Annotated in this window: 25 protein-coding genes; 11 read left to right on the top strand and 14 right to left on the bottom strand. The window is 49.7% G+C overall.

The genetic code is table 11. From position 1 onward, the window contains the following. Positions 1-23: 23 nt before the first annotated feature. Positions 24-575 (bottom strand): hypothetical protein, encoded by a 552-nt coding sequence (locus ACJJI1_RS21570; protein ID WP_444957964.1) that lies wholly within the window; start codon positions 573-575, stop codon positions 24-26. Between the two features lie 585 nt (positions 576-1,160). On the opposite strand from ACJJI1_RS21570, the gene ACJJI1_RS21565 reads away from it, so the two are divergent. After that, positions 1,161-1,346, top strand: a complete 186-nt coding sequence (locus ACJJI1_RS21565; RefSeq protein ID WP_444959407.1) for a DUF4113 domain-containing protein — start codon at positions 1,161-1,163, stop codon at positions 1,344-1,346. Here the strand turns inward: ACJJI1_RS21565 and ACJJI1_RS21560 are convergent. Beyond that, positions 1,297-2,460 carry an alpha-hydroxy acid oxidase gene (locus tag ACJJI1_RS21560; RefSeq protein WP_444957963.1) on the bottom strand — a complete coding sequence of 388 codons (1,164 nt, stop codon included), beginning with the start codon at positions 2,458-2,460 and terminating at the stop codon, positions 1,297-1,299. The genes ACJJI1_RS21565 and ACJJI1_RS21560 overlap by 50 nt on opposite strands. A 276-nt stretch (positions 2,461-2,736) precedes the next feature. Between ACJJI1_RS21560 and ACJJI1_RS21555 the strand changes: the two genes are divergently transcribed. Then, positions 2,737-3,063, top strand: a complete 327-nt coding sequence (locus ACJJI1_RS21555; protein WP_444957962.1) for a hypothetical protein — start codon at positions 2,737-2,739, stop codon at positions 3,061-3,063. A 95-nt stretch (positions 3,064-3,158) separates the two neighbouring features. Continuing rightward, on the top strand, positions 3,159-3,602 hold the full coding sequence (locus tag ACJJI1_RS21550) for a GNAT family N-acetyltransferase (RefSeq protein ID WP_444957961.1): 444 nt from the start codon (positions 3,159-3,161) through the stop codon (positions 3,600-3,602). Between the two features lie 134 nt (positions 3,603-3,736). Here ACJJI1_RS21550 and ACJJI1_RS21545 read toward each other — a convergent pair whose 3' ends face one another. Continuing rightward, positions 3,737-4,165 (bottom strand): Rrf2 family transcriptional regulator, encoded by a 429-nt coding sequence (locus tag ACJJI1_RS21545; RefSeq protein ID WP_444957960.1) that lies wholly within the window; start codon positions 4,163-4,165, stop codon positions 3,737-3,739. A 116-nt stretch (positions 4,166-4,281) separates the two neighbouring features. Here ACJJI1_RS21545 and ACJJI1_RS21540 point away from each other — a divergent pair, with 116 nt between their 5' ends. Then, on the top strand, positions 4,282-5,181 hold the full coding sequence (locus ACJJI1_RS21540) for an NAD(P)/FAD-dependent oxidoreductase (protein WP_444957959.1): 900 nt from the start codon (positions 4,282-4,284) through the stop codon (positions 5,179-5,181). A 107-nt stretch (positions 5,182-5,288) separates the two neighbouring features. On the opposite strand, the gene ACJJI1_RS21535 is transcribed toward ACJJI1_RS21540, so the two are convergent. The 4 genes from ACJJI1_RS21535 to ACJJI1_RS21520 form a co-directional block, all read right to left on the bottom strand. After that, a complete protein-coding gene (locus ACJJI1_RS21535) occupies positions 5,289-6,674 on the bottom strand; it encodes an L-serine ammonia-lyase (protein WP_444957958.1) in 1,386 nt (461 codons plus the stop codon). A 188-nt stretch (positions 6,675-6,862) separates the two neighbouring features. Next, positions 6,863-7,840: a tRNA 5-methoxyuridine(34)/uridine 5-oxyacetic acid(34) synthase CmoB gene (gene cmoB, locus ACJJI1_RS21530; protein ID WP_444957957.1), complete on the bottom strand. Its 978-nt coding sequence runs from the start codon at positions 7,838-7,840 to the stop codon at positions 6,863-6,865. A gap of 7 nt (positions 7,841-7,847) precedes the next feature. Beyond that, positions 7,848-8,591, bottom strand: a complete 744-nt coding sequence (cmoA, locus tag ACJJI1_RS21525; RefSeq protein WP_108733518.1) for a carboxy-S-adenosyl-L-methionine synthase CmoA — start codon at positions 8,589-8,591, stop codon at positions 7,848-7,850. A gap of 101 nt (positions 8,592-8,692) precedes the next feature. Beyond that, positions 8,693-11,602 (bottom strand): insulinase family protein, encoded by a 2,910-nt coding sequence (locus ACJJI1_RS21520; RefSeq protein WP_444957956.1) that lies wholly within the window; start codon positions 11,600-11,602, stop codon positions 8,693-8,695. 177 nt (positions 11,603-11,779) lie between these two features. Between ACJJI1_RS21520 and ACJJI1_RS21515 the strand changes: the two genes are divergently transcribed. Genes ACJJI1_RS21515 through ACJJI1_RS21505 form a run of 3 tightly spaced genes read left to right on the top strand, consistent with a single transcriptional unit; the run spans position 11,780 to position 13,617 of the window. Further along, complete coding sequence (locus tag ACJJI1_RS21515; RefSeq protein ID WP_444957955.1) at positions 11,780-12,505, top strand: DUF599 domain-containing protein; 726 nt, start codon at positions 11,780-11,782, stop codon at positions 12,503-12,505. Continuing rightward, entirely contained in the window at positions 12,498-12,833 is a 336-nt protein-coding gene (locus ACJJI1_RS21510) for a nucleotide pyrophosphohydrolase (RefSeq protein ID WP_444957954.1), read from the top strand. Before ACJJI1_RS21515 ends, ACJJI1_RS21510 begins: the two co-directional genes overlap by 8 nt. Beyond that, the gene (locus ACJJI1_RS21505) at positions 12,826-13,617 is read left to right on the top strand and encodes a methyltransferase (RefSeq protein WP_444957953.1); all 792 of its coding nucleotides are present in this window, start codon (positions 12,826-12,828) and stop codon (positions 13,615-13,617) included. Before ACJJI1_RS21510 ends, ACJJI1_RS21505 begins: the two co-directional genes overlap by 8 nt. On the opposite strand, the gene ACJJI1_RS21500 is transcribed toward ACJJI1_RS21505, so the two are convergent. Beyond that, positions 13,614-14,123, bottom strand: coding sequence for a DnaJ domain-containing protein (locus ACJJI1_RS21500; protein ID WP_444957952.1), 510 nt, complete (start codon positions 14,121-14,123; stop codon positions 13,614-13,616). The genes ACJJI1_RS21505 and ACJJI1_RS21500 overlap by 4 nt on opposite strands. 320 nt (positions 14,124-14,443) lie before the next feature. Here ACJJI1_RS21500 and msrA point away from each other — a divergent pair, with 320 nt between their 5' ends. The 4 genes from msrA (at position 14,444) to ACJJI1_RS21480 (ending at position 17,464) form a co-directional block, all read left to right on the top strand. Beyond that, a complete protein-coding gene (gene msrA / locus ACJJI1_RS21495; protein ID WP_282932528.1) occupies positions 14,444-15,067 on the top strand; it encodes a peptide-methionine (S)-S-oxide reductase MsrA in 624 nt (207 codons plus the stop codon). 355 nt (positions 15,068-15,422) lie between these two features. Continuing rightward, entirely contained in the window at positions 15,423-15,734 is a 312-nt protein-coding gene (locus ACJJI1_RS21490) for a hypothetical protein (RefSeq protein WP_444957951.1), read from the top strand. A gap of 2 nt (positions 15,735-15,736) precedes the next feature. Then, entirely contained in the window at positions 15,737-16,057 is a 321-nt protein-coding gene (locus tag ACJJI1_RS21485) for a YopT-type cysteine protease domain-containing protein (RefSeq protein ID WP_444959406.1), read from the top strand. A 687-nt stretch (positions 16,058-16,744) separates the two neighbouring features. Then, a complete protein-coding gene (locus tag ACJJI1_RS21480) occupies positions 16,745-17,464 on the top strand; it encodes a YopT-type cysteine protease domain-containing protein (RefSeq protein ID WP_444957950.1) in 720 nt (239 codons plus the stop codon). Positions 17,465-17,718: 254 nt separating this feature from the next. Here ACJJI1_RS21480 and ACJJI1_RS21475 read toward each other — a convergent pair whose 3' ends face one another. The 6 genes from ACJJI1_RS21475 to ACJJI1_RS21450 form a co-directional block, all read right to left on the bottom strand. Then, the gene (locus tag ACJJI1_RS21475; protein WP_444957949.1) at positions 17,719-18,417 is read right to left on the bottom strand and encodes a tetratricopeptide repeat protein; all 699 of its coding nucleotides are present in this window, start codon (positions 18,415-18,417) and stop codon (positions 17,719-17,721) included. Positions 18,418-18,485: 68 nt separating this feature from the next. Then, positions 18,486-19,124 carry a glutathione S-transferase family protein gene (locus ACJJI1_RS21470; protein WP_444957948.1) on the bottom strand — a complete coding sequence of 213 codons (639 nt, stop codon included), beginning with the start codon at positions 19,122-19,124 and terminating at the stop codon, positions 18,486-18,488. Between the two features lie 415 nt (positions 19,125-19,539). After that, positions 19,540-20,283 carry a hypothetical protein gene (locus tag ACJJI1_RS21465; RefSeq protein WP_444957947.1) on the bottom strand — a complete coding sequence of 248 codons (744 nt, stop codon included), beginning with the start codon at positions 20,281-20,283 and terminating at the stop codon, positions 19,540-19,542. Positions 20,284-20,617: 334 nt separating this feature from the next. After that, complete coding sequence (fos, locus tag ACJJI1_RS21460; protein ID WP_444957946.1) at positions 20,618-21,016, bottom strand: fosfomycin resistance glutathione transferase; 399 nt, start codon at positions 21,014-21,016, stop codon at positions 20,618-20,620. Positions 21,017-21,034: 18 nt separating this feature from the next. Next, positions 21,035-21,865, bottom strand: a complete 831-nt coding sequence (locus ACJJI1_RS21455; protein WP_444957945.1) for a sulfurtransferase — start codon at positions 21,863-21,865, stop codon at positions 21,035-21,037. A 59-nt stretch (positions 21,866-21,924) separates the two neighbouring features. Further along, complete coding sequence (locus tag ACJJI1_RS21450) at positions 21,925-23,577, bottom strand: alpha/beta fold hydrolase (protein ID WP_444957944.1); 1,653 nt, start codon at positions 23,575-23,577, stop codon at positions 21,925-21,927. Between the last annotated feature and the right edge of the window lie 11 nt (positions 23,578-23,588).

Here is a 23,588-nt window from a genome sequence, read left to right as displayed (position 1 = left end):
TCATTGCCTACGGAGAGGGGTAGTCACCCCTCGTAATTGGCAACCGCAGCGTAAAAACCAAGCAAGTAGGTTGCTGGAACCTCAATGGTAGAGCTGTGCCCGGATCTTGCTCTCAGTTTAAGTTTGAGTTTATCTCGATTGCGCACCGAAGCCTGTATTTGTTCCTCAGTGAGAGCAATATCCAGGATCTCTTCAAGCATACATTCATTGCCACTTACGCATTGAAGGACATTTTTGTTAATAGGGGCCGTCTCTACTGGTTGTCCGCCATTTAACTCCGCAGACTCATAGTGACGCCACGCCTTGCGATAGGTGATATGGATCTGTAGGTGGTACTTCGTTGGTTCGTTAGCAGCGGGTTCAAATGCGCGGAGGTTGTAGTAGTAGAGGTTCAGGTCAGAGCCATCAGTAGTGGCCTGTAATTTCGGCCCTGAGAACTGAGTACCAGAATTTTCCCCACTAGCTTGTATAGATACCGCCCGTCTGATTTCCCCTGCCGTTTTTTCCGAGAGCTGAGTGACTGAACTACAGCCAGCCAATAAAACCGCTGCCAGAGTTAGTGTGAATTTGGTCATGGGTCTTCCCTGTTTTCTTTTCACTTCTTTTGGGGCGGAAGTATCGCATAGTTGGAGTGCTGGCTGAAACTTAAGGTTGTCGTTTAGCTGGGTTCTCTCTGAAGTCGTTATGCAAATGTACGAGTATGCGAGTGATTTATCAGAGGGGCAGGGTGGCACCAAAAGATAATCTGCAGCAAGTGTTATTTTGGGGGGTTATTTTAGGTGTGACAGATACGGTGAAACATACCTTTATCAGGCTAAGCTAGTTAATGATAGAGAGAGATAATTAGTTTTGATGAATTAACTGGGAGAGGTTTCACTGGTTGGTAAACTCTTCTGAGCCAATGCAAGGCATAGTTCCTTCATGTTCTTCACGAATCCACCTATTACAGCTGTAGTTCTGTAGTATAAACCCCGTATCCAACTGATGATGCCTGGCAAATAGTGCGGCTTGTAGACCGGGGCTGTGTCGGGGCAATTTCGACAGGCCTGTCGATTCTGTAAAGCTGGAGTGGGGTTAGTGGAGTTAATTCCCTGTTCATTGGGTCAAGGTGATATGTTTGCTCGGGACAGCAATTTATGGCCAGTAAAACTATGTAAACTATTGATCGAATTAAGCAGCGTTTTGGCCGAGGAACATTATTTCTAGCAGGTCAGGTTATCCAAAAAAATTGGAAAATGCGGCAACAGTATAAGCCTCCTGCTTACACGACTCGGCCGGATGAACTGCCTGAGCTTTTCATCTGCTGGTTAGTTCTACCTTGCCGCAAATGCCTTCAAGATTACTAGCTCCGATTTGCTGCATAACCTGAGTTAACTGAGCTTTAAGCAGGTAAATTGCATGGTTAGCCCCTTCATTGCCAAGGGCACAGACGCTATACATAAAAAATCTTCCCAGAAAGCAAAACTTTGCCCCTAGACCACAAGCACTTGCGATATCTACACCGGATCTGATTCCACTATCGATAGCCAAGGAAATCCTATCCTGATAGTTGGAAAACCTTCCCAGCAAAGGGAGAGTCGCTTCGCCTAAATCAAGTTGCCGTGCACCGTGATTGGATAAAATGACTCCATCCGCTCCGAGTTTAATCGCTTGTTGAAGATCGGGTTCACTCATTATCCCTTTAATAATAAGTTTATGGGGCCATAGATCTCTTATACGTTTTACACTGTCAAAATCCAGTGGGCCCATAGTTGTGGTGTTCATAAACTCGGTTAGTTCAAGTTTTTTGTTATCGGTATCAATGTAAGGCTCTAGATTTTTAAATTTAGGGAGACCGTATCGCAATGTGGATAGGCTCCAATTTGGTCTGAGTATCGCTTGCCAGACGTTTTTTACATTCAATTTCGGTGGCATTGCCAATCCGTTGTGGAAGTCTCTGGGGCGTAAGCCAAAAGTAGGAACATCAATGGTAATGACTAAATGTTGGTATTGGGCAGAGGTTAGTCGGGATAGCAGGTCAGAAAGAATGGCTGGGTCTGTTGGGTTGTAGAGTTGGTACCAGGCTGTTCCCTGTGAGACTTCAGAAATTCGCTCCAGTGATTCAGAAGATACAGTGCTGAGGATGAATGGGATTTTGTGCTCATATGAGGCTTTGGCAAGTATTACAGGCGCATTTGGCCACATAAGCCCCTGTAGCCCAATGGGCGCTATGCCAAATGGAGCGCTGTATAGCTTCCCAAAAAGTTCACAATTTAAGTTCGGTGTAGAGTTGGGGCGGATATATTGGGGGGTGAATTTTACAGAATCGAATGCCTGGCGATTGCGGCATAAACCAATATCATCCATACAGCCTTCTATTAAGTATTCATAGGAAAATTTTGGAGTTCTCTGCTTTGCTCGATTTTTAAGCCGTTCTGAACTTGCGAAGTGACGGTTAAATAGGCTGTTGTAATTGGTCATACCCCCCCCCTTTTTTTTGAGTACCTTAGACATTAGATTAGTCTAGTTATATAGAAGGTGCCGCCTGGTGCAGAAGTGGCAATACACATGGGTTGTCGCGGTTCTTTCAAATATTGAATTCATTACTACGTACTATTTAGTTGTGGGATGAATGTTTCCTTCAGTTGTATTCCAGTTTAAAGAGTTGCCTCTGTATTACGTGCCTGTTATCTGGGATTTTGCAGGGATACGGTAGGGTGTTATTCTCGAAATATTAAAGGGGGAAGAGGGTTGATAGTGCGTAATACCTTTTGGGTTTTTATTTTATTGATGTTGGCCGGTTGTGCAAAACCACTTCCTGAAGACAAGTTAGATTACGCTGGCACTTGGATTGGTAGTCAAATAAATTTGATCATAACAACTGATGGCCGGGTCTTGTATGAACGGGTTGAAGGGAGCGTTACAACTTCTATAGAAGGGCCGATAAAAGAGTTCAACGGAGATGATTTCAATGTTGGATTTTTATTTTTGACTGCAAATTTTCATGTTTCCAATCCCCCTTATGAAGAGGATGGGATTTGGCAGATGACAGTGGATGATGCTCGGCTAACTCGGGTTGATTGATCAGTTCGCGTTATAAATTAGTATCTGGTGTATATGGAGTAAAGAGAGCAATAGAAATACTTTCTATTGTTTTCGATATCCCTTAAGGAGTTCTGTTGAATATAAAAATCAGACACCTAGAAGAATCCGATAATAAGGATTTGTTCGAGATTCATAGTTTTGCCTCAGTAAATGAAAATACCTCTCAACTACTTTTCCTAAGCTCTGATAAAGTCGCTAACCTTTTTTCTGATCCGAATAATTATACCTTGGTCGCTGAATTGGATACCAAGGTCGTTGGGTATGTCACTCTGTTCTTAACCAATAAAATCCGGGATAGACATAGTGCTGTGCTGGCAATTGCGGTACATCCTGAATTTCACGGTCGGGGAGTTGGCCGGATGTTAATGGAAGAGGCGCTTAATCAGGCGGATAATTGGCTCAATCTAATACGATTGGAGCTGGAAGTTCATGTTGATAATGGTACTGCAATAGCACTTTATGAGGGCTCGGGTTTTCAGGTGGAGGGAACCAAGCGGCTTGGCAGGTTCGTTATATAGACGTTTTGTTGATGGCGAGAATACACCCTGAGTACCAAGCTAAAGCATAGGGTGCACCTTGCAATCGCAAAAAATGGACCTGGATATTAGGGAGGCTCAGAATCGAAATTTGGAGCTCCCTAGGGCGAGGCGAATTATTCCGAAGTCTCTATGTGTGTAAATTCTCCACCGAGCTGATCCAGAGCGATCTCACCAAATCGCGCGAGTAAAATACTCTCGGCCTCATCCATTGCATCCTTCAGGGCGGCATTTACTGCGTGCTCAATGATGCAGTTAGTGTGTTCGTCTGTGAGGCCAATGGTAAAAACTGAGCTGTCTCCCAGCGCTTTATGGATATCCAGAAGTGTAATTTCATCCAAGGGCTTCGTGAGTGACCAGCCCCCATTGTGCCCTTTACTGGAGCGCACGTACCCCTGATCCCGCAATAGCGCCATAGTTCTGCGAGCCACCACAGGATTGGTGAGGAGCATAGCTGCCATCTTGTCTGAGGTAACCGGCTTGTCGGTCATGTTCAAATGGATAAGGACATGAAGTGCCCGGGATAATCGGCTGTCTTTGCGCATAATTCACCTAAGTTTCCGACCCTGCAGTTTATCACGAAACTTTTTCTGTTACGTGTGTTGTACGGTTTTGAATTTTTGTGTAACAATAAAAGTTACATGATATCGGAGGGGTGGCTATGGATATGGATGTATTGATTATCGGTGGAAGTTTTGCCGGTCTGTCTGCGGCGATGCAGCTGGTTCGCGGCAGGCGTAAGGTCGTTGTACTGGATGCTAAAAGACCTAGAAACCGCTTTGCAAAAGCGTCCCATGGAGTGTTTTGCCTGGATGGTAAGACGCCCGAGGAAATTCGTAGCACGGCGCTTTCCCAGCTACAGGCTTACTCGAGTTTCCAGGTGGTTGAAGGCACTGCGGATAGTGTGGATGTTCATGAAGAAGGGTTTGTTGTTGCTGCACAGGGAGATGCCACTTTTAAAGCAAAGAGGCTAATTCTTGCAACCGGTATTACGGATCAGCTACCGGATATCCCTGGCGTGAAAGAGCGCTGGGGTAGGAGTGTGATTCACTGTCCTTATTGCCATGGTTATGAGCTGAGTGATCGCCCTTTAGGTGTGCTGGCTACCAGCGAGCTGTCTTTCCACCAGGCGGCAATGATTCCCGATTGGGGCGCAACTACCTTGTTTACCCAGGGCCAGTTCAATCCGCAGGGGGAAGTGCTCGATCATCTGCTAGCTCGGGGAGTAATGCTGGAAGAAGCCCCGATTACGCAGTTGGAGGGAGAGGGGGATAGTTTAAGTGAAGTTATTTTGGCGGATGGCCGCAAGTTGCCACTGGAGGGTCTCTACGTGAGCCCCAAAGCGGAGTTGACCTCTTCGTTTATCGATAAATTGGGGTTGGAGCTGGAGGAGTCTTTTACCGGGCGGATTGTGAAGGTGGATGGCTTTAAGGAAACTTCTGTAAAGGGGGTCTTTGCTGCTGGAGATTTATCCAACCCGATGCAAAGCGGAACCTTCGCGATTGCATCCGGCACCATGGCGGGTGTTGGAGCTCATCGCTCGTTGATATTTAACCAGTGACTTTTAAAGACCGGTGGGGGTTCGTTGGAGATATGCGACAAAAAGAATTTGGTATCTTCCGGGCTAAGTAAGCGGCAGGAGCGGATTTGTGCTCCTGCCGAAAAATATCAGCAGTTCACAGCGTTTACTGCGAGCCCGCCGAGAGAGGTCTCTTTGTATTTGCTCTGCATATCGATACCGGTTTGACGCATCGTCTCGATAACGCTGTCCAGCGGTACGATATGAGCGCCATCACCGCGCAGGGCCAGGCGTGCGCCGTTAATGGCTTTTACTGCACCCATGGTGTTGCGCTCGATACAGGGGACCTGCACCAACCCGCCGATTGGATCGCAGGTAAGGCCGAGGTTGTGTTCCATACCAATTTCAGCAGCGTTTTCAATCTGCTGGTTGGTGCCGCCCTCTACGGCGGCCAAGCCGGCGGAAGCCATGGAGCAGGCTACGCCGATTTCTCCCTGGCAGCCCACCTCAGCGGCAGAAATAGAGGCATTCTTTTTAAACAGCATACCGATAGCGCCGGCGGTGAGCAGGAATTTCACTACCTGGTCTTTCAATTCACCGTGAATTTTGCTGTCGTGTACAAATTCCACGTAGTAGGCGATAACGGCGGGAATCACACCGGCGGCACCGTTGGTGGGCGCGGTGACGATGCGCCCGCGCGCGGCATTTTCCTCATTTACGGCGAGAGCAAAAAGACTAACCCAGTCGAGAATGGCGAGGCCGTGGTTGCGCTCTTCCGGACTCTGTTTGCTCAACTCCCGGTAGAGTTCAGCAGCGCGGCGGCGAACATTGAGGCCGCCGGGCAAGATGCCATTCTGGTGGCAGCCTCGCTCAATAGAGGCATCCATTACTTTCCAGATATTCCACAAACGGTCTTTGACTTCCTGCTTGCTCCGGAAGGCTTTTTCGTTTTCCATGGCCAGCTCGGCAATAGTCCAACCGTGATGATCACAGATCTTCATCAGCTGTTCTGCATTGCTGAAGTCATAGGGCAGAAGGGTGGCGATCTCCTCTTTATGAGCGAAATCTTCTTCGGAGAGCACAAAGCCGCCGCCGATGGAGAAGTAGCTGCGCTCGAACAGCAGCTCTTCGCCAGAGTAAGCCTGACAGGTCATTCCGTTGGAGTGCTGGGGAAGAAATTCCTCCATATGGAAAACCAGGTCGCGCTCGCGAATAAACTCGATATCCTGGTCACCGTTTAATGGCAGGCGGCGCTCGCTTTGGATTTGGGCCATTTTCTCGTCGATTGAGTCGACATCAATGGTGTCTGGAGATTGACCCAGAAGCCCCATCAGTACCGCCATATCGGTACCGTGGCCAACCCCAGTCAGGGCCAGTGAGCCATACAAATGGACTTGTACGCGGTCTGTGTGGGGCAGCTGGTTCCGGTCTTGCAAATCCTGCACGAATTGGCGGGCAGCGACCATAGGGCCCACCGTGTGGGAGCTGGAAGGGCCAACCCCAATTTTGAAAAGCTCAAAAACGCTAATACTCATAAATATTCTCTGCGCCGGGCTGCATCCTGCGGCAGCCCTCCCTAAAGGATATAGTTGCACTATTTAGGGGCGCACTTTGCCTTATGAGTCGCAACAATCAAGATGGTGCTCCCCATTCCGTACAAAATTCTATTAGCAGCAAATTTTGCGGAATTTATGAGTTCTCAGACCTTAAGCGTATAGACAAGCTACGGCGCTTCCGCGACCAAAACCGCTCTCTTGGGCGCGGGGTGACCTTCCACGGTTTTGTCTGGCGATTCCGGGTCGAGAAAATCTGCCAGGGATTCGAAGTGCATCCAGTCGGTGCGTCGCTGTTCCTCCAGGCAGGTGGTGTTCAGGTCCACGGTCCTGGGGTTGCGGAAACCGCACTTGCGCAGCCAGCTCTCCAGGGTGGCGCAGCTGGGGAAAAACCACACATTGCGCATTTTTGCATAGCGGTCTTCGGGTACCAGGCAATCGCCGAGTCCGCCGTCGATAACCAGTGTCTCCAGTACAAGCTGGCCGCCGGGGCGGAGGGTCTCGCGCAATTCGCGCAGGTGATCCATGGGTGAACGGCGGTGATAGAGCACCCCCATGGAAAAAGTGGTATCGAAAGCGCGCAAGTTTGCCGGGAGCGCTTCAATACCCAGGGGCAACAAATCCACTGGTGCTTCCTGGCCCAGGTATTTTTTCAGCGCGTAAAATTGCGCGACAAATTTGGCGGAAGGATCAATACCGATTACGCGGCGCGCGCCGGCACCGTAGGATCGCCAGCAGTGGTACCCATTGCCACAGCCCACATCGAGCACCAGTCGATTTTTCAGTGGTGCCAGGTGCGGAAGTACCCGATCCCATTTCCAATCAGAGCGCCACTCAGTATCAATATTTAGTCCAAATAACTCCCAAGGGCCTTTGCGCCAGGGGTGTAATTTGCGCAGTTCCCGCTCCAGGGCTTCGAGTTGTTCCGGGCTGGCATCGGCGGCAGTGCCTGCGCAGACCTTGCGGTTGAGTTCGATTGCGGAGGGCGCAATTTCCGGTAGGGCTTCCACCGCTGCGCGCCAATCCGGCAGGTCGCCCCAGCGGTGAGGGCTCAGGTTTTCAGCCACCTGTGTTGGCAGCTGGGCCAGCCAGGTGCGCAGGGCGGGAACGTGTTGCAGGCCTTGATAGAGTTGGGTGTAGTCGATCACGGGGTACTTACTTTTCCGGCGCGCCTTTGATGGCGATTAAAGAGGCAAAATTAAAACACTGGAACCAGACATCGACACTGGTAAAGCCGACATTTTTCAGTCGTGTGCGGTGGGTATCCAGGGTTTCCGGAATTAATACATTCTCCAGGGCAGAGCGCTTCTGTGCGATTTCCAGCGCGCTGTAACCGTTGGCGGCTTTAAAGGAGTGATGCAGTTCGATCATTAACTCGTTGTGGGCTTTATCGGCGAAGTCCACTTTCTCGGAAATAATCAGAATGCCGCCGGGGCGCAAACCATCGTGGATTTTCTGCAGGATTTCTTCGCGCTCTTCCACCGGAATAAATTGCAGGGTGAAGTTGAGCACTACGACCGAGGCATTTTCGATAGCTACGTTTTGCAGGTTGTCGCAGATAAGTTGAACGGGAACCTCGCCGCTATCGGCTTCGAGTACTGTGCGCGCCTGATCAACCATGGCTTGTGAATTGTCCACGGCGACGATTTCACAGTCGGCAGCGGGAATGCGATGGCGCATGGCCAGGGTTGCCGCACACAGGGAGCTGCCCAGGTCATAGCAGCGGCTTCCAGCTTGGGCGTAGCGCTCTGCCAGGGTGCCGATCATGGCTACGATCGTGGTGTAGCCGGGCACGGAGCGCTTGATCATATCGGGAAAAACTTGCACCACCTGGCGATCGAACTCGAAGCCGGCTACCTGGCCCAGTGGGTTTGCATAAATATTGTCGTGTTTACTCATTGGAACTTCGCTAGAGGATAACGGCGATAGATCGGCGCCGGTTTTTGGCCGGCGCCGCAGAGCTTCCCCGGACAAATTGCCGGGGAATCGTCGAGCTCCAGTTAGAGCTTCTCTTCCTTCAGGTTGAGTTTGGCTGCCGCTTCGCTACCTTGGGGACCGGTAACAATGGCGGTACTGGCCTTGCTCGGGTCCAGATAGGTGGCACCGACGCGTTGCAGGTCTTCCAGGGTAACTTCCGTAACCTGTTTGCGGAATTGCTGGCGCGTCTCGTGGGTGCGGCCGTAAAGGCCCGAGTGGAAGTTCTTCTTGGCTTCACCAGCGGGGGAGCCGGGTTTATCCAGACCGCCGACGACGCCGAGGATCGCTTCCTCAACCTGTTCTTCCTTGTGCTTCTCTTCGGCCAACCACTTAAGGGATGCGTCGAAGTCCTCCAGGGTTTCACCCATACGCGGATCGCGGTAGGAGTAGAAGCGGAATACGCCAATATTGCTGTCGTGGCCGGCTCCGCCGCCGTAGGCGCCGCCCTGTTCGCGGATGGTGCGATGCAGGAAGCCGTTGCGCAGGAAGCCGCTCAAAACCGACAGCGGTGCCGCGTCCGGGTGGGACATAGGCACAGTGGCGTAGGCCTTGGCACAGAAGTTCACCTGGCTGTTGGCAACCCAGAGTTCCTCGATTTGTTTGCGTTCGAAAGGTGCAGCGGGGTTGGCTGCGGCGATGCTGGAAGTAGAAGTCAGTGGCATCAGTGTCTGGCTGAAATCGCCAATTTTCTCTTCTTCACCCACCAGCAGGAACTGGCGCGGTGCTGCGAGGATTTTCTGGTGGATAGCCTGGAATTGGGTGGAAAGGTCTTGCAGGCCTTCCTCTTTTTCCAGTCCGGCAACCAGGGCTCGCAGGTTGCGCAATCCCAGCAGGCCACCGCTGGCATGGCTCTCCCAGGCGGCGCGGTTGTAGCCGGCACTGGCGGCAGCCATGGCGAGGGCGTGGCCGTTGCCGACAACACCCTGTTCGCGGCGGGCGAGAGTTTGCAGTAGCAATTCCTTGATGCGGGCGTGCTCGTCAAAACGCACCTGCTCCATAGTGGCTTGCATCAGTTCAGTCAGGCCGCCCTGATTGCGAGCCAGCGCTTTACCGGACAGGATAAAGTGGCCGGACAGGTGATCCAGGTTGTCGATGGCAGTACGGCTGCTGGTGAAACCGTGCAGGGCGCCAACCACGCTGGTCTGCCACTGCTGGACTTCCAGGTAGTCTTTTTCACCCAGGCCAACTTCGCTCAGTACCTGGCAGTAGTAGGGCAGCAGTTGTTTTTCGGTTTCGGTGAATTCCGGTAGCGCGCAGACCATTTGTTGGTAAACCAGGCCGTTGGTGCCCGCGCTATAGCGGGTCAACTTCTGTGGGCCCAAGTCTATTGCTTCGCCTTTGACATCCGGAAGCTCTGCGGGAATATCTTCCACGCCGACCTTGGGCAGGATAGAAGCGTCGTCCTCGCGGTTTTGTCGATCGGCCAGGGCTTTGGCCGTTTCGACAATCTGTGCTTTTTCTTTTTCGCTGAGAGCGGCTTTGATTTCCGCCAGCTGGTCTTTCTCCGCCTGCTCGCGGCGCGCAGCCAACTGCTCATCGGGACTCAGTACCATACGTACGCGATGCTGGTTCTCCAGCAGAAGTTCACGGGCTTTATTGGCGATAAACTTCGGATCTTTGATCTGCTCGCGCAGACGCTCCAGGGTGGCATCGATATTCAGCAGGCCGATGGCATCGCCACGGTGAGTGGCGCCGGTCAATGCGGTGAGAATCAATTGCAAGCCGAAGGGGTAGCCGTCGCCACCAATTTCCCGCTGTTGTAATTCCAGCTGGTGCAAGCTGGCTTCTACCTGTTCGTAGGGGATGCCGTTTTCCGCCACGTCCCTCAGCACGTCGAGAACTTGTTGCTCAAGCTCGTCGGCACTTTCGCGTTCGCTGCCTTCAATACCGCAGACAAACACCAGTTCGCGTTGGGAATCGTCCAGGCCAACCAGCGGGGAAGGGGAAGTGCCCAGGTCGGTGGTTTCCAGCAGCTTCATCAGCGGTGAGGCGCTGTTATCCAGCAGTACACCGGCGAGCAGGTGTGCGGTCAGGGCTTCTTCAAGATCGGTGACATCACCCAGCAGCCAGCTCAATACGATATGGGTCTTGGCCTTCAGAGGCTCGCCATTTAACGGGTAGTGCTCTTCGACTTTCAGCGGCGCCTGGTAGCGGTCTTCACGCCCAACGGAAATGGTCTTGTCGAGTTTCTCGAACTTGTGCAGCGCTTTTTCTTCAAACGCGGCCTGGTGTTCCGCTGCGGGAATATCACCGAAAGTCATAAAGGTGGCGTTGCTGGGGTGGTAGTGGCTGCGGTAGAAGGCAACCAGCTGCTCGTAACTCAGCTTTGGAATATCAGTAGGTTCGCCACCGGAGTTGTAGTGATAGGTGGTGGTGGGGAACAGATATTTGCTCAGGGTGTGCCACAGCTGCGAGGTGACGGAGCTCATGGCGCCTTTCATCTCATTGAACACGACACCTTTGTAGACGAGCTCGCTGCTCCCATTATCCGCTTCGGCAAATTCCAGGCGATGGCCTTCCTGGGCAAAGTCCAGTGGGTCCAGGCGCGCAAAAAATACCGCATCCAGGTAGACGTCGAGAAGGTTGTCAAAATCCTTTCGATTCTGGCTGGCAAACGGGTAGGCGGTCCAATCTGAACTGGTGAAGGCGTTCATAAAGGTATTGAGTGAACGCCGGATCATCATAAAGAAAGGATCGCGCACCGGGTACTTGTCACTGCCGCACAGGGCGGTGTGTTCAAGAATATGGGCGACACCGGTGGAGTCTTCGGGCACGGTGCGCAGGGCGACAAGGAAAACATTTTCCGAGTTGTCTGCGGCGATGTGCAGGTGCTGGGCACCGGTCGTAATGTGTCGGTATTCCTCGACGCGCACGCCGAGAGAATCAATATCTGCGCTGGTAACCAGTTCAAATGCAGGATGTGAGTTGTTCAAAAGACAGCTCCCTGGAGTTATATGAATTTTCTGGCCGGCCACTGCTGCCGGCGAAAGGGCGCTATTCTACCGCTTGCACACATCGGAATGACAGTGTTGACAAGGATGCCAGTAGGGCGAAGACTTCGCCTGCCGAAGCTACGGCATAAATGTAGACGAACACGGAGATATTAGAGGTTGTCCTGGTTGGATCTCGCCAGTGTTACTGGTTTTTTTATCACCTGGGTGGGTTACACCGTATTTGCGCGAAAAAAAGCCAAAGAGACCTGGTGCCTTACTTCATCACTTCAGTGGTATCGCGTTGAGTGGATGATGCGGATGCTCGATCGAGACATGCGCATGGCGGATACCGCTATTCTCAGCAATCTTGAGCGGGTCATTGGTTTTTTTGCCTCTACCAGTATTCTTATTCTGGCGGGTTTGGTGACGGCTTTAACGGCGAACAAGGCTGCCATCGAAGTACTTACCAGTTTACCTTTTGCGGAGCCCACCACCGTTGAGCAGTTTGAACTCAAGGTGATGTTGCTGATCCTGATTTTTATCTTCGCCTTTTTCAATTTTACCTGGTCACTGCGCCAGTACTCCTTCGCCAATGTACTCATTGGCGCGGCACCACCGCCGGAAGCTGGGGACCTTTCTGAAGAAGAGCGGCGCCGCTTTGCCATCAGCACAGCCAAGGTGATCGACCATGCGGGCCACAGTTACAACTACGGCCTGCGCTCTTACTATTTCTCAATGTCAGTGCTGGGCTGGTTTATCCACCCAATCCTGTTTGTTGCCGGCTATCTGTTTGTTGTCTGTGTTTTATACCGGCGGGAGTTTTTGTCCCGCGCACTGAATTCAATTTTGGCTGCCCGGGAGGGCGGGCTGGAGCGCCAGCAGAGGAAAAAATCCGATGGATAAGCATAAAATCCTGGCGGCTTTTGATGAAGTCGCTGAAATGCGCGGCTGGCAGTCACTGCATACCCCAAAAAACCTGGCTATGGCGCTATCGGTGGAAGTTGCAGAGTTAGGGCGACACTTTCAATGGTGTAGCGATCAGGATATCCAGGATCTGATGGCAGGCGACAAGGCCGATCAAGTTGCCGCTGAGCTGGCGGATATTCAGATGTACTTGAGCAAACTGGCTGCTGTACTGGGGGTTGATATGGAAGTGGCGCTACAGCGCAAATTCGCTGAGAACCGCCGCCGATGCAATGAGGCTTTGCAAGGCGAGGGCTCCGATGGGTGATAGCCTGCGTAAAGATCGAAACTTTGACGATCTCGCTTACCGTTTTCGCAACCGTATCTATGGCGGCCTTAAAGGGGATATCCGCCTGGCAGTGCTCAACCGGGATCTGGCGCCGCTGCTGGGGATCGAACAGCGCACTCTGAAAATTATTGATGCTGGGGGTGGTCAGGGCCACTTTGCCATGGATCTGGCAGAGGCTGGGCACCAGGTTTTTCTCGCGGACATTTCCGCGCAGATGCTTGAGATGGCCGATGCGGAAATTCGGCAGCGCCATTTGCAAAAGCAAATGACCTTACTGCATAAACCCCTGCAAGAATTGCCGCATGTAGAGGCGTTAAAAGAAGCAGACCTGGTAATTTGCCACGCTGTGTTGGAATGGTTGGAGCAGCCGCAACAGGCATTGCAGCAGCTGCGCAGTCTGTTGAAGCCCGGTGGGCACCTATCGCTCACTTTCTACAATCGGCGCGCCCTTGAGTTCCGTCTGTTGCAGCGAGGCAGCTTTCGCCAGCTGGACCGCAATATTGAAGGGGATAACTGGGGTGGCCACCCTGGCAGCCTCACTCCACAGAATCCACTCCTGCCGGAGTGGGTGGAAGACTGGTTGACCGAAGCGGGCTTTTCTGTGGTTTGCCACAGCGGTATCCGCTGTTTCCACGATTTTATGACGCCATCAATCCGGGAAAAGTTGCCCGCGTCGGCCATTGTGGAAAAGGAGCTTGAATACTCCCAGGTGGACCCCTATCGGCAGTTGGCCAGGTATATCCACCTGCTTTGTAAGGTTTAACCCAGAATGCTTAGCAGTAACTCCTTGGCGGCATTGATACGCGATGCCAGGTAATCGTTGCCGCCTCGGTCTGGGTGGAGTTTCTGGATCAATTTGCGGTGCGCGCTAATGATTTCATCTCTGCCAGCATCAGCATCGACGCCAAGAATTCGGCGCGCTTCATGTTCCGAGAGAGGCGGACCCTCGGTGCTGTGTGGCGGAGGAGATTGGGCGGCCCCTGGATTTGGGCGTCGGTTTGAATACTTTTCAAACAATGGCATCAACCAGGGTAAATAACGGGAGAGCTGACTGAGTAAACGGCCCAACACAGGAAGAATGAGCACGAGCGCTGCTCCTACCCAATGCAGGCGCCCGGTGATAGCCAGCACAACCACTATTACGGCGACGCCGGCGATACAGGCCATAAAAATCTGCTTGCGCCGCTCCTGCGGTGAGCTAGATTTGATTTTTTGCCAGAGATACCAGGCACCGATGGCGATTAAAATCAGTAAGATTATGCGCGCCAATGACGACTCCTTATAGTGTTGATCTGCCAATGTTTGTTCTGCGTATCATAGAGTCCTCTTAACTACTTGATGCGCGGATTAATATTACAAGGGGTCCTCTGAGCAATTCCGTAATGTCTCTGCGGGGCTTTCAGAGCGATTCACACCCCGCGCTGCGACTTTTTGAAAGGTCTGGACATTCCTACAAAGCCGCGCCTTGATTGTGAACCGCTCTGAAAGCCAGGTGCACCATGGAATTATTAGAGGCTCCCTGGATCTGGGAGGATAAGCGCCTTCGAGCTATCCTGACAAAAGAAAATTCCTGCACTCGAGAAAACAGTATGCAATACGACAAATTTCAGATACCCGATGCGGACCAGGTGCTGCCCGGCCGGCCCCAGCCGATGGAGATCAGTGGTACCCACTTTGTAAATGGCAACACCATTAAAGAGCCATTCCCTGAGCACCTGGAAGTCGCCATTTTTGGTATGGGATGCTTCTGGGGCGCAGAGCATGTGTTCTGGGATACGGATGGTGTGTTTGCCACTGCCGTTGGCTACACCGATGGCGCCACTGAAAACCCGAACTACGATGAAGTCTGCACCGGCCGTACCGGGCACGCAGAGGTGGTGAAAGTGATCTTTGATCCCAAAAAGGTGAGCTACGCAGAGCTCCTGCGGATCTTTTGGGATCACCATGACCCAACCCAGGGTATGCGCCAGGGTAACGATATCGGCTCCCAGTACCGTTCCTGTGTTTTCTGTCTGAACGAAGGCCAGAAACAGGAGGCGGAAGCGAGCAGGGCGGCTGTGCAGGAAGCGCTGGATGCCAAAGATCGTGGATCAATCACCACCGAAATTAGCATGGCTCAACCGTTCTACTACGCCGAGGAGTACCACCAGCAATATATGGCTAAGAATGAAGACGCGGTTTGCCCAATTCTTCGCAACCCAATGCACGACTGAGAATTGATAGATTACAGGAGCAGGTGGCGCGGTGAGTACCGCCTGCTTTTGTGATGCTTGGCACAGTTACTTTCCCGTCACTTTTCTTTCCTTCCCCTGTCTCGATAGATTTGGCTTGTCCGTATTAGGTGGCCGCAAAGTTATGGCCAAAATCTAAAAACTTACGACCAGAATCTAAAGTTGACTGCTGTCTTGGCGCGTAAAGTTCTTATGCTGACGTTGGTGTGGAGTGAGTATTGGCGCCTTCCTCTTGCTAGGTCTAGAAGCTATAGCGCTCGAAGGGGAGTGCTTTTAGCAGGCTTCGTTCTACCCGTGTTCAGCACAGAGGCATAATAATTTACCCGCAGGAGTACTTATGTACAGCGTTTACTCTATGGCGCGCCAGATGGATGGAGTATGTACTTGGGATTTCTCTCAATCATTTCCCGTTTTGAATATCAACCAAATTGCAGGCAGTGGAATCTGTATGTCATTAGCCTCACATTGGATTAAATATCACGCATTTGATGATTCACTGGTAAATCACCTGGGTGGAGTTTGGAGTCAGCGAAGGTTTATCCCCTTTAATATCCCCAAGCTAAGGCAGATGGCTGGACAGCAGCAAGCCTGGGCGCAAAGTGCCAATTGGAGGGGGCTCATAGGGCTTGGTTGTTATTTAATCGACTGAGAGTGCTGTCCTCTGTAGCAGGGCAATCAAATAGGGATTCCTTACGACAGAGGCTAGAGCAAATTAATGGGGCCTACGCTTTGATAGAAATGTGGTCTAACCGGGATCACACTCAAGGCTCCCATGCAGTAGCTGCGTGGATTGGAGCTCCATCATCCGCCGGACAAAAACAGGATGCTTGCTTCTTTGATCCGAATTTTGGGGAGTTTTGGTTTGAGGATAAAGAGGACTTCTATTTCTTTTTCCATTTGGTAAGTAATATGCACTATCGTGCCCTTTTTAAGTTCGATTCCTGGATGATTGACAGGGTATGGAAAAGCTAATTCTATCTGTAAATTGGTCTTGCTTAGCGTTGTAAGTTGGATTTCCCTTCGTGTAGAGCTGCGAAAGCTGTTTAAGATGGCCAGCATTTTGGCCATCTTACTTCCCTCTGGTAAAGCAACTTAATCTGCACATATTTAAATCGATCTGGCAAAAAGTCCAAAACCTAAAAATATTTGCCCAGTATCTAAAGTTTACTCGACAGTGCCGACATAATATGGAGCATAAGCCTGCAGAATGAGCGCTAGAGAAAATAGGATTCATTAGTGTAAATGTTTCTAGGCCTTGGTCTGGTTTTGCGGATGTAGGGCGATGAGTATTTGCTAGTTATGAGCAGTTATAGAGCGTTATAAAAGTATAAATTTTATGGTTCAAATCGAGCTGGAATTATTCACTTGAGCTAGCGAGTAAAGAGCTGGTTGATGATTTCGATGCGTGGGGTTTGTTGAATAGCGGGGATGTGGCTGCCCCGAAAAATTTTTAAAGCCTTGCCAGTGTATTTAACTACTGTGGGACTGCCGCAGGTATAAGAATTTATCAATCTCTACAATCTGTTTTTCTATGAGAGTCATCAATCTCTTTGGGTAAAAGTCTTTGATTAGGAACAGCTTAGTATTTTTAAGTAGTTCTTCGCTCTAATTAATATGGATATTTTTTGGATTTTAACCGTCTGTTGGGAGGCTGTCAGTATGCGCGTTAGTACAATTGCCGGGCGTCATCGAGGACAAAAAGTTTGGGGCTTTTCTCAGGGTTCACTGAGAGTTTGGGTGCACTATGCAGGATTTAGCAAATTTGGTATTTGTGGAGCCTTAACTGCACATTGGGTACATTGTAGGGCTACTGAAGGAGTATCTTTATCAAGTAAATTGGGTTTGTATGAAAAGTGGAGAGTTGGAACAGGTACATTTACATTCACTCGACTTCGCTCTCTAAATATTCGTGAGTTAAGAAGTGTTGCCAGATCTCAGTGGGGGTGGGCACACGATAAAAATAATGCTTACATGAATAATGTAGAAGCATGGCTTAGAGATCGCGGAGTGAGCGCAGTACCTGGGCTTGGTGATAACTCCAGTATCCAGATAATTAATCCTGGGGGGCAGCCTTTATCAATGACCGATTTTTTAATAGCATCATTAGATCAATTAAATGACCATTACGTAATAATTACCGTATCAGGTACAAGTTTTGGGTGCTTTCCGGCGGCCCATGCGATTTCTCTCTATGTTGGACCCGCTGGAATGGCTCAGCAGTGCATTTTTTTTGATCCTAATCATGGAGAGTATAGCTTTAATAACAAGCAGGATTTTTTCAATTTCTTTCGTGAGTATTACCGACGAAAGATCCTGTCTAACGGGTTTGGTTCCCTGGGGCTTTCAGATGGTTGGCGTACTTATGTTTATAAGCCATAAGGTTTAAGGCAATGGATATTTATTAGGCTTATGCCGTTGAAGCATAATCTGGCAAAGTAATGTGGGCTGACATGGGCTTGATAGTATTTACGGTATTTTGTATATAGAGATAGCTGTAAGTACTCTGGTGTTTACCTGATAAAGTGCCCTTGATGGTTACTGGATATGCCTGTAGTGTAGGCTGCATTTGCGTGTTACTGCCGACTATGGGCCCTTTATAAAGGTGGCGCCTTAAATAGTTGGCAGTCTGTGTTCTATTGGTAAAACCAATCTGGGTGGTGCCTATAGGGTAGCAGTGGTAATTCTCTTGATCTTTTCTTCCAATAGAAGGTCGCACTTAAGTCTTTGAACTGTTTGCCAAACCTTCCTTCATATATCTCTATGATTCTGCGAAAAGCCCACTTCGAGTCAGTCACATTATGATTGCGAGTAACACACTGTTTATACCAGTATAATGATTTAGCAATATCAACATGGCCTGCTTCGCCGCTCATCCACATTACGCCTAAGTCGTGCTGTGATTCTGATAAACCCTGTTCAGCAGCTTTGGTATCCCAGTAAACAATTTGAGTGTAGTCAGGCGGGACAACTTCTCCATGAGCGTAGGTAACTGCTAGCCATCTTTGTGCGTCGGCGGAGCCCTTTACAGCTGCTTTTCTGACCTTGGCAATTTGGGCCTTTGACTCTCCAAAACTTGCCCAGTGATTTCCTGTGAAGTCGGTAGTCGCTAAAAAGTATAGAGCGTCAGCATTACCTTGTTTTGCAGACTTTTCTAGCCATTTTTTTGCATTAACTCCATCCATTCCAGAATCAGCCATAAAATATAGATAACCTAATATTAGCTGAGCGACTTCATTCCTGGCGTTCGCAATAGGTAAGAGGAGGTCTATGGCCTTTTTATACTTTCCCGCTAAGATTAATCTTTTAGATATACCTATCCTATTGTACTTCATGGATGTTCATACCTGGTGCTATTAAGATAATTTGAGTGAAAAGTCAATTAATCCACAGTGATTTGAGGCTATTTATATATATCTAATTTTGTACCCTCGGTAGTACATACAGCCTGGAAGGCTTCTTTTGAGGCTAAGTTCCTTAAGCATCGGGCTAGATTTGGAAATGCTATTGGTGGCGTTTTAAATCCGCTTCCCCAGTGGCAAAGCATAAATAAAAAATAATCGCAAATAGATATTTTGTTGCCAACCAGATACTCCCGATCACCAATCTGATCATTCAGAATACCATACATATCGGTAATCCTCTGCTCTTGGGCTTCAACGATACTGGGGGTGCTGTTATTGTTTGTTGTGTGTTTTTCAGGGTAAAAATATATCATTAGCTCAGGTTGAAGCGTGGAGGTTAGATAAAATAACCATTGATAACATAGCGCACGCTCTGTACTGTTTGCTTGTGGAAGTAGCTCTGCCTCAGGATGTTTTTCGCACAGGTAAAGAGCGATAGCAGCGCTCTCGAATAGAGCACTTCCACCATCTACCAGCGTAGGTATTCTTCCAGTGGGGTTGAGCTCTAAGTATTCAGCGGCTTTTTGTGCTTCAGACCTACGATCAACTAGTACAAGTTCGAATTCAACACCTAACTCCTTTAATATAAGGTGAGGTGCCCAGCTCGCATTTCTTGGGTAATAGAATAATTTGTACAAACTAAGGTCCTGTATAGTGATTAATCCCACACAAACACAGGAAGATTATAAGGCCTTAGTATGGTGTGTCGCCAGAGGTTACTTTGATTAAAGTATTGTGTGTTATCGTTGGCTGTCCAATTTTTAGGCGCGAAGCCTGTGTTGATTTCAGTGGGCAACTTATACCTATGGCTTAGCTGTTTAATAAATAATATTAACTTTCTGGGACTTTATATTTTCGATACCTTCTGTGTGTGGGGTAGTGCTAATTAATTTTGCCTGATAGCCAGAGCATAATGTTTAATAAGAGCCTTTCATTTTGTTCAGCTCCTTTGGCATTCAATCCCATATTCCATTTCCCGTCTGGATCTGAATCAACCTGAGCGGTGAACATGCCTGCCTCACCAGATACTACCAGTCGACCATTTCCAAATTTTTATGTAGATAGCTGATGCCAGTTTGTGGCGGAAATTTCTGGCGTGTTTTCATTAAATTGAATTGAATTTCTAGGCATGTAAGCGATTGATGGCTTGCTAAAAATCATCACCGGCTTAGCATTTGGTGGACTCAAAAAACCCTGACCCATGAACCCCCTTACTTTATTCAGTTTATGGGAGTCTTTCACTCCTTTCAAAATACTGTGGTCAGCTAAGCTCCCATCGCTGGTTTCAAAGTACTGCTCTTGCTGTCCAATGACTTCAACATAACCATTCTGGAAGTGGAAGCCAAATATCTCTGCAAGGTCAGCTGTTGCTTTTGGCCATGGCATATGGTCAGCTATCAAAAATAGAGATCCACCACCTTTAACCCAGTGGAAAAGCGCCTCTATTTCTTTTCGTGTAAAAGCTGAATGGTTGGGAAGATTCCAGTTCTCAATGTTCTCTTCACTAAGGGCATTGGCAATAACAACGATATCGATGTCTTTCAGGTTGGCTTTGTCAATTTTTTTATCATTTGACCTTACTATGTATCCGTCACTTTTCAGAACGTCAGCGAATGGATGGTATCGCCCGGATATTGTATGAAAGTTATGGTGTGCAGCATCTACTAGAACTACAGGTCGTTTTTCTAGGGTATGCGTAATTTCTTTGTTTTTGGGTAAATAATCTAAATCCACAAGCTGCTCGGCCTGAATGTAGAGTGAGTAAAAAAGTACAAAAAAGGCAATCAGCTGTCTCAAGGTTATTTCTCTGTGAATGGTTGACTTTAGAGGAGTAAGCTACTTGTAGTATGGGGGGGTATAAGCTGTAGCTTTATTTTGCTCTTCAGAAAGTTTGTCCTATCCATTGCTGGAATCCCCGTCTATTGTTTTTCGGGTTTCTCTATTTTGTGCCGCATTGAATCCAGTAGTCTTTTTCTTCTGTGTCTGGAGGTATTACTGGCCCATTATCTTATCGAATAAAATCAATTTTTTCTGGCACATCAAATGACAAACTGGTGAGTGCGAAGCAAAGGATATGCAGTTGAGGTCACGTATCGATTGCTGCGAAGTTGATGCACTTGTTGAGTTTCATTCACAACCACTTCAACCCTTGATATGGTTTTGATTTTAATGATTCCAAGCGGCTCCTCAACGAGCCTGCATGAATCTCAAGTTGATGGCCATCTGGATCAAGAATGTACATTGAATTACCTTCACTGGAATTTTTTTTCCACTCTTTTACATTATGCTCCTTAAGTAAGCCTGCAAACCTTTCAAAGTTACTCTCGCTGATGTTGAAGGCAATGTGGGTGTAGACATTTCTTGGCTCAGGTGTGCTCAAGGATAGGCAAAGCCAGAGATCATTTAATGATAAATAGGCGCCGGAATTCCATTTTACCTGCCCCGAAAACCCAAGAATGCCCATGTAAAACTGAGCGGAGCGATCTACATCGCTGACAGCAAGAGTTATGTGATTAAGCCCTGTTAGCATGCAGACTCCTTTTTATCTTCACTGGCGCGAACACCAATCACTCCAACTCCCTGGATAGAGTAGTGAGTCGTGGCGACCAGCTAAATATTGTGCATAGAAATTAACGCAGGCAGTAACTCCGGAGCCGCAGTAATTGAGAAGTGGTTTACCATCTTCCAAGTTGCCAAACTGTGATTTAAGTTCGGCAATAGATTTCACTTTCCCATTGTTTTTGTCAGTAATATTTTGCCAGGGCTGGTTGATGGCGGTGGGTATATGTCCGGCAATCGGGTCGATAGGCTCTTCAATTCCTTCAAAGCGCTGACTGTCCCGGGCGTCTACTAACTGCCAGGGTGCTTTACCCAGGTTTTGTTTGATAGTCTCGTAATGAACCAAAAGATTTTCTTTTGGTTGTGCGCTGAAGTTTCCTTGCTTGGATCGAGTGGGCTCGCTTGTGTCCAATGCCTCCCCTGCATCGAGCCAGGCTTTTAGACCGCCATTCAGAATGCTGATTTTCTTGTGGCCAAAGAAGAAAAACAGGAACCAGGCACGGGCAGCGAAACCCAGGCGGTTGTCGTCGTAGACGATTACCTGTGTGTCACTATCGACTCCCAGATTGCGAGCGTAGTCCTGGAACTGTGCAGCGCTCGGCATTGGGTGGCGGCCGCCGTAGCGTTGCACAGGGGCAGAGAGGTCACGGTGCAGGCAGGCGTAATGGGCACCGGGAATATGGCCTGCCCGATAGTCCCGCTCACCACTATCGTGATCCGCCAGGCTATAGCGGCAGTCCAATATTACGGGTTCGCCGGTCTTTTTGAGCTCTACCAAATCCGCAACTTCAATCAGGGCAGGGTTGTTGTTGCTCTCCATCGGCCTTTCCTCAATCCTTGATACCGCTTTTGTCGTGTAACTTCAGCTGTTGTTTTTGGTTATTGGCCGCTTTCCGGGGCAGGGACCTCAGCTGCTTGGGGTTCAACGGCCTGTTGTTCGGCTTCTTGCTGGGACTCAGATTCTTCTTCGGTGGAAATCTGGTCTGCCAGCTCCGCTTTGCGGCAAGTCATGGTGGTTTCGGTTTGATCTTCGGCAGGGTTGTCGAGAAAGCGCGCAACTGCCCGCTCCGCGCAGTTGCTTGCGGAAATAATATCGTGAGCCAGGTTGGGAAATAGCAGCCATTGGTGATTCGGTAGCTCTTTGCGTGCGATATCGACATCATCTGCAGCCAGTACCGGATCCAGGCCGCCGTGTAACACTATCACTGGAACTGGGGTGGAGATGGCTTCTGACTCAGTGAGAGGAGCAGAGGGGATTGCCCAGATGCGACACTGTAGCTGCAACAAATTTAAATCTGATCGCACGGCCCCGCCGAGAATGCCGGTGTCTGCAGCGTTGGCCCTGGCCTGATCAAAATCGACAAAAGGAGCCTCTTCATAGCAGAAGTGGCTAACGCCGGCTGCATCCCCAAAGTAGGGATCCAGTACGATCTCCATAAAGTGTGCGATGGCATCCTGGGCCGGCTGTAGCCCTTCATCGCCCTCATTTTCCAGGCCCTCGATCATCTTGGGCAGTTCACTGTAGAAGTTTTCGTTATACAGCGCCTGGAATAGAACTCTCAGCAAGCGCTGTCCAGTAAGCACAAAGGGATAGCTTTGCTTTGAGTAGCGGTGCTTGATCGGAATGGTGCGCGGCTCTTCGTCTAAGGTCTGGATCAGGTTTTCCAATCTGCGACGCAAATTGGGGTAGCGACTGTTACATTTCTCGTCTTCGATGCAATGCTTCAGGCCGCGTTCGTAGGCCGCCAGGGAGTCCTGAGGGAGCTGTTGCGTGTAGACAATATTGGGGAATACCGCACTGTTAAGCACCAGGGTGCGCACTGACTCTGGGAAGTCGCGGGCCACTGTCAGGGCGTAGCGGGAGGAGTAGGACACCCCATAGAGGTCGAATTTATCGAGCTTGAGGGTTTTTCTCAGCTCTTCTACATCCCTGGCGATCACAGAACTGTTGTACTGGGCCAGGTCGGCACCTTTGCTCAGGCGGCTGTAACAGCGCTCCATACTGAAGGAAAAAACACGGGCCTCTTCTTCCGGAGACAGGTTGCGCCGGAAGGCGGTATCGGCGTCTTCGATAAACTCGCTGCAAGTGAGGCGTGGCTGGGCCATACCGGTGCCCCTGGGATCTATAACAAAGAGATCCCGGCCATCTTCTACTGTCATGGCGGCATAGTTAAGCCACAACCAGTCGCTGGCGTTCTCGGGTTCTAATCCCATGCTGGCTCCGGGGCCTCCGGCGCCTAGGTGGAGTAGGGGGATTTTCTTGGGATCGGGGTTTGTGGCGCGGAAGCGCACGACCGGAAAGCGGATTTTGCGCTTTTCCGGGTGGGCATAATTCTCCGGCACCTCCATCATGAAACACTGGGTGAAAGGCCAGGTTTCATCGGTTTTGAACCAGCAGGGCTTTGCGACCAGGCGAGCGTATTGTTTTTGCGGGGTTTGACCGGTTTGGACAGAGTTTGTCGAGCGCTCACAGGCTCCAATCACCATGGAAAAGAGAATGATGAGGAGTATGCGCAATCGGGCTTTTTGCACTTAGATTATTC

The sequence above is a fragment of the Microbulbifer maximicatervae (SeqCode) genome (genome assembly GCF_052467065.1).
This window is presented reverse-complemented; position numbering and strand designations above follow the sequence as displayed.

What these genes read in the sequence shown, in the direction of transcription:
- ACJJI1_RS21570 (WP_444957964.1), bottom strand. Translation starts at nt 575, where the DNA reads ATGACCAAATTCACACTAACTCTGGCAGCGGTTTTATTGGCTGGCTGT.
- ACJJI1_RS21560 (WP_444957963.1), bottom strand. Translation starts at nt 2,460, where the DNA reads ATGACCAATTACAACAGCCTATTTAACCGTCACTTCGCAAGTTCAGAA.
- ACJJI1_RS21545 (WP_444957960.1), bottom strand. Translation starts at nt 4,165, where the DNA reads ATGCGCAAAGACAGCCGATTATCCCGGGCACTTCATGTCCTTATCCAT.
- ACJJI1_RS21540 (WP_444957959.1), top strand. Translation starts at nt 4,282, where the DNA reads ATGGATATGGATGTATTGATTATCGGTGGAAGTTTTGCCGGTCTGTCT.
- ACJJI1_RS21535 (WP_444957958.1), bottom strand. Translation starts at nt 6,674, where the DNA reads ATGAGTATTAGCGTTTTTGAGCTTTTCAAAATTGGGGTTGGCCCTTCC.
- cmoA (WP_108733518.1), bottom strand. Translation starts at nt 8,591, where the DNA reads ATGAGTAAACACGACAATATTTATGCAAACCCACTGGGCCAGGTAGCC.
- ACJJI1_RS21510 (WP_444957954.1), top strand. Translation starts at nt 12,498, where the DNA reads ATGGATAAGCATAAAATCCTGGCGGCTTTTGATGAAGTCGCTGAAATG.
- ACJJI1_RS21505 (WP_444957953.1), top strand. Translation starts at nt 12,826, where the DNA reads ATGGGTGATAGCCTGCGTAAAGATCGAAACTTTGACGATCTCGCTTAC.
- msrA (WP_282932528.1), top strand. Translation starts at nt 14,444, where the DNA reads ATGCAATACGACAAATTTCAGATACCCGATGCGGACCAGGTGCTGCCC.
- ACJJI1_RS21490 (WP_444957951.1), top strand. Translation starts at nt 15,423, where the DNA reads ATGTACAGCGTTTACTCTATGGCGCGCCAGATGGATGGAGTATGTACT.
- ACJJI1_RS21480 (WP_444957950.1), top strand. Translation starts at nt 16,745, where the DNA reads ATGCGCGTTAGTACAATTGCCGGGCGTCATCGAGGACAAAAAGTTTGG.
- ACJJI1_RS21475 (WP_444957949.1), bottom strand. Translation starts at nt 18,417, where the DNA reads ATGAAGTACAATAGGATAGGTATATCTAAAAGATTAATCTTAGCGGGA.
- fos (WP_444957946.1), bottom strand. Translation starts at nt 21,016, where the DNA reads ATGCTAACAGGGCTTAATCACATAACTCTTGCTGTCAGCGATGTAGAT.
- ACJJI1_RS21455 (WP_444957945.1), bottom strand. Translation starts at nt 21,865, where the DNA reads ATGGAGAGCAACAACAACCCTGCCCTGATTGAAGTTGCGGATTTGGTA.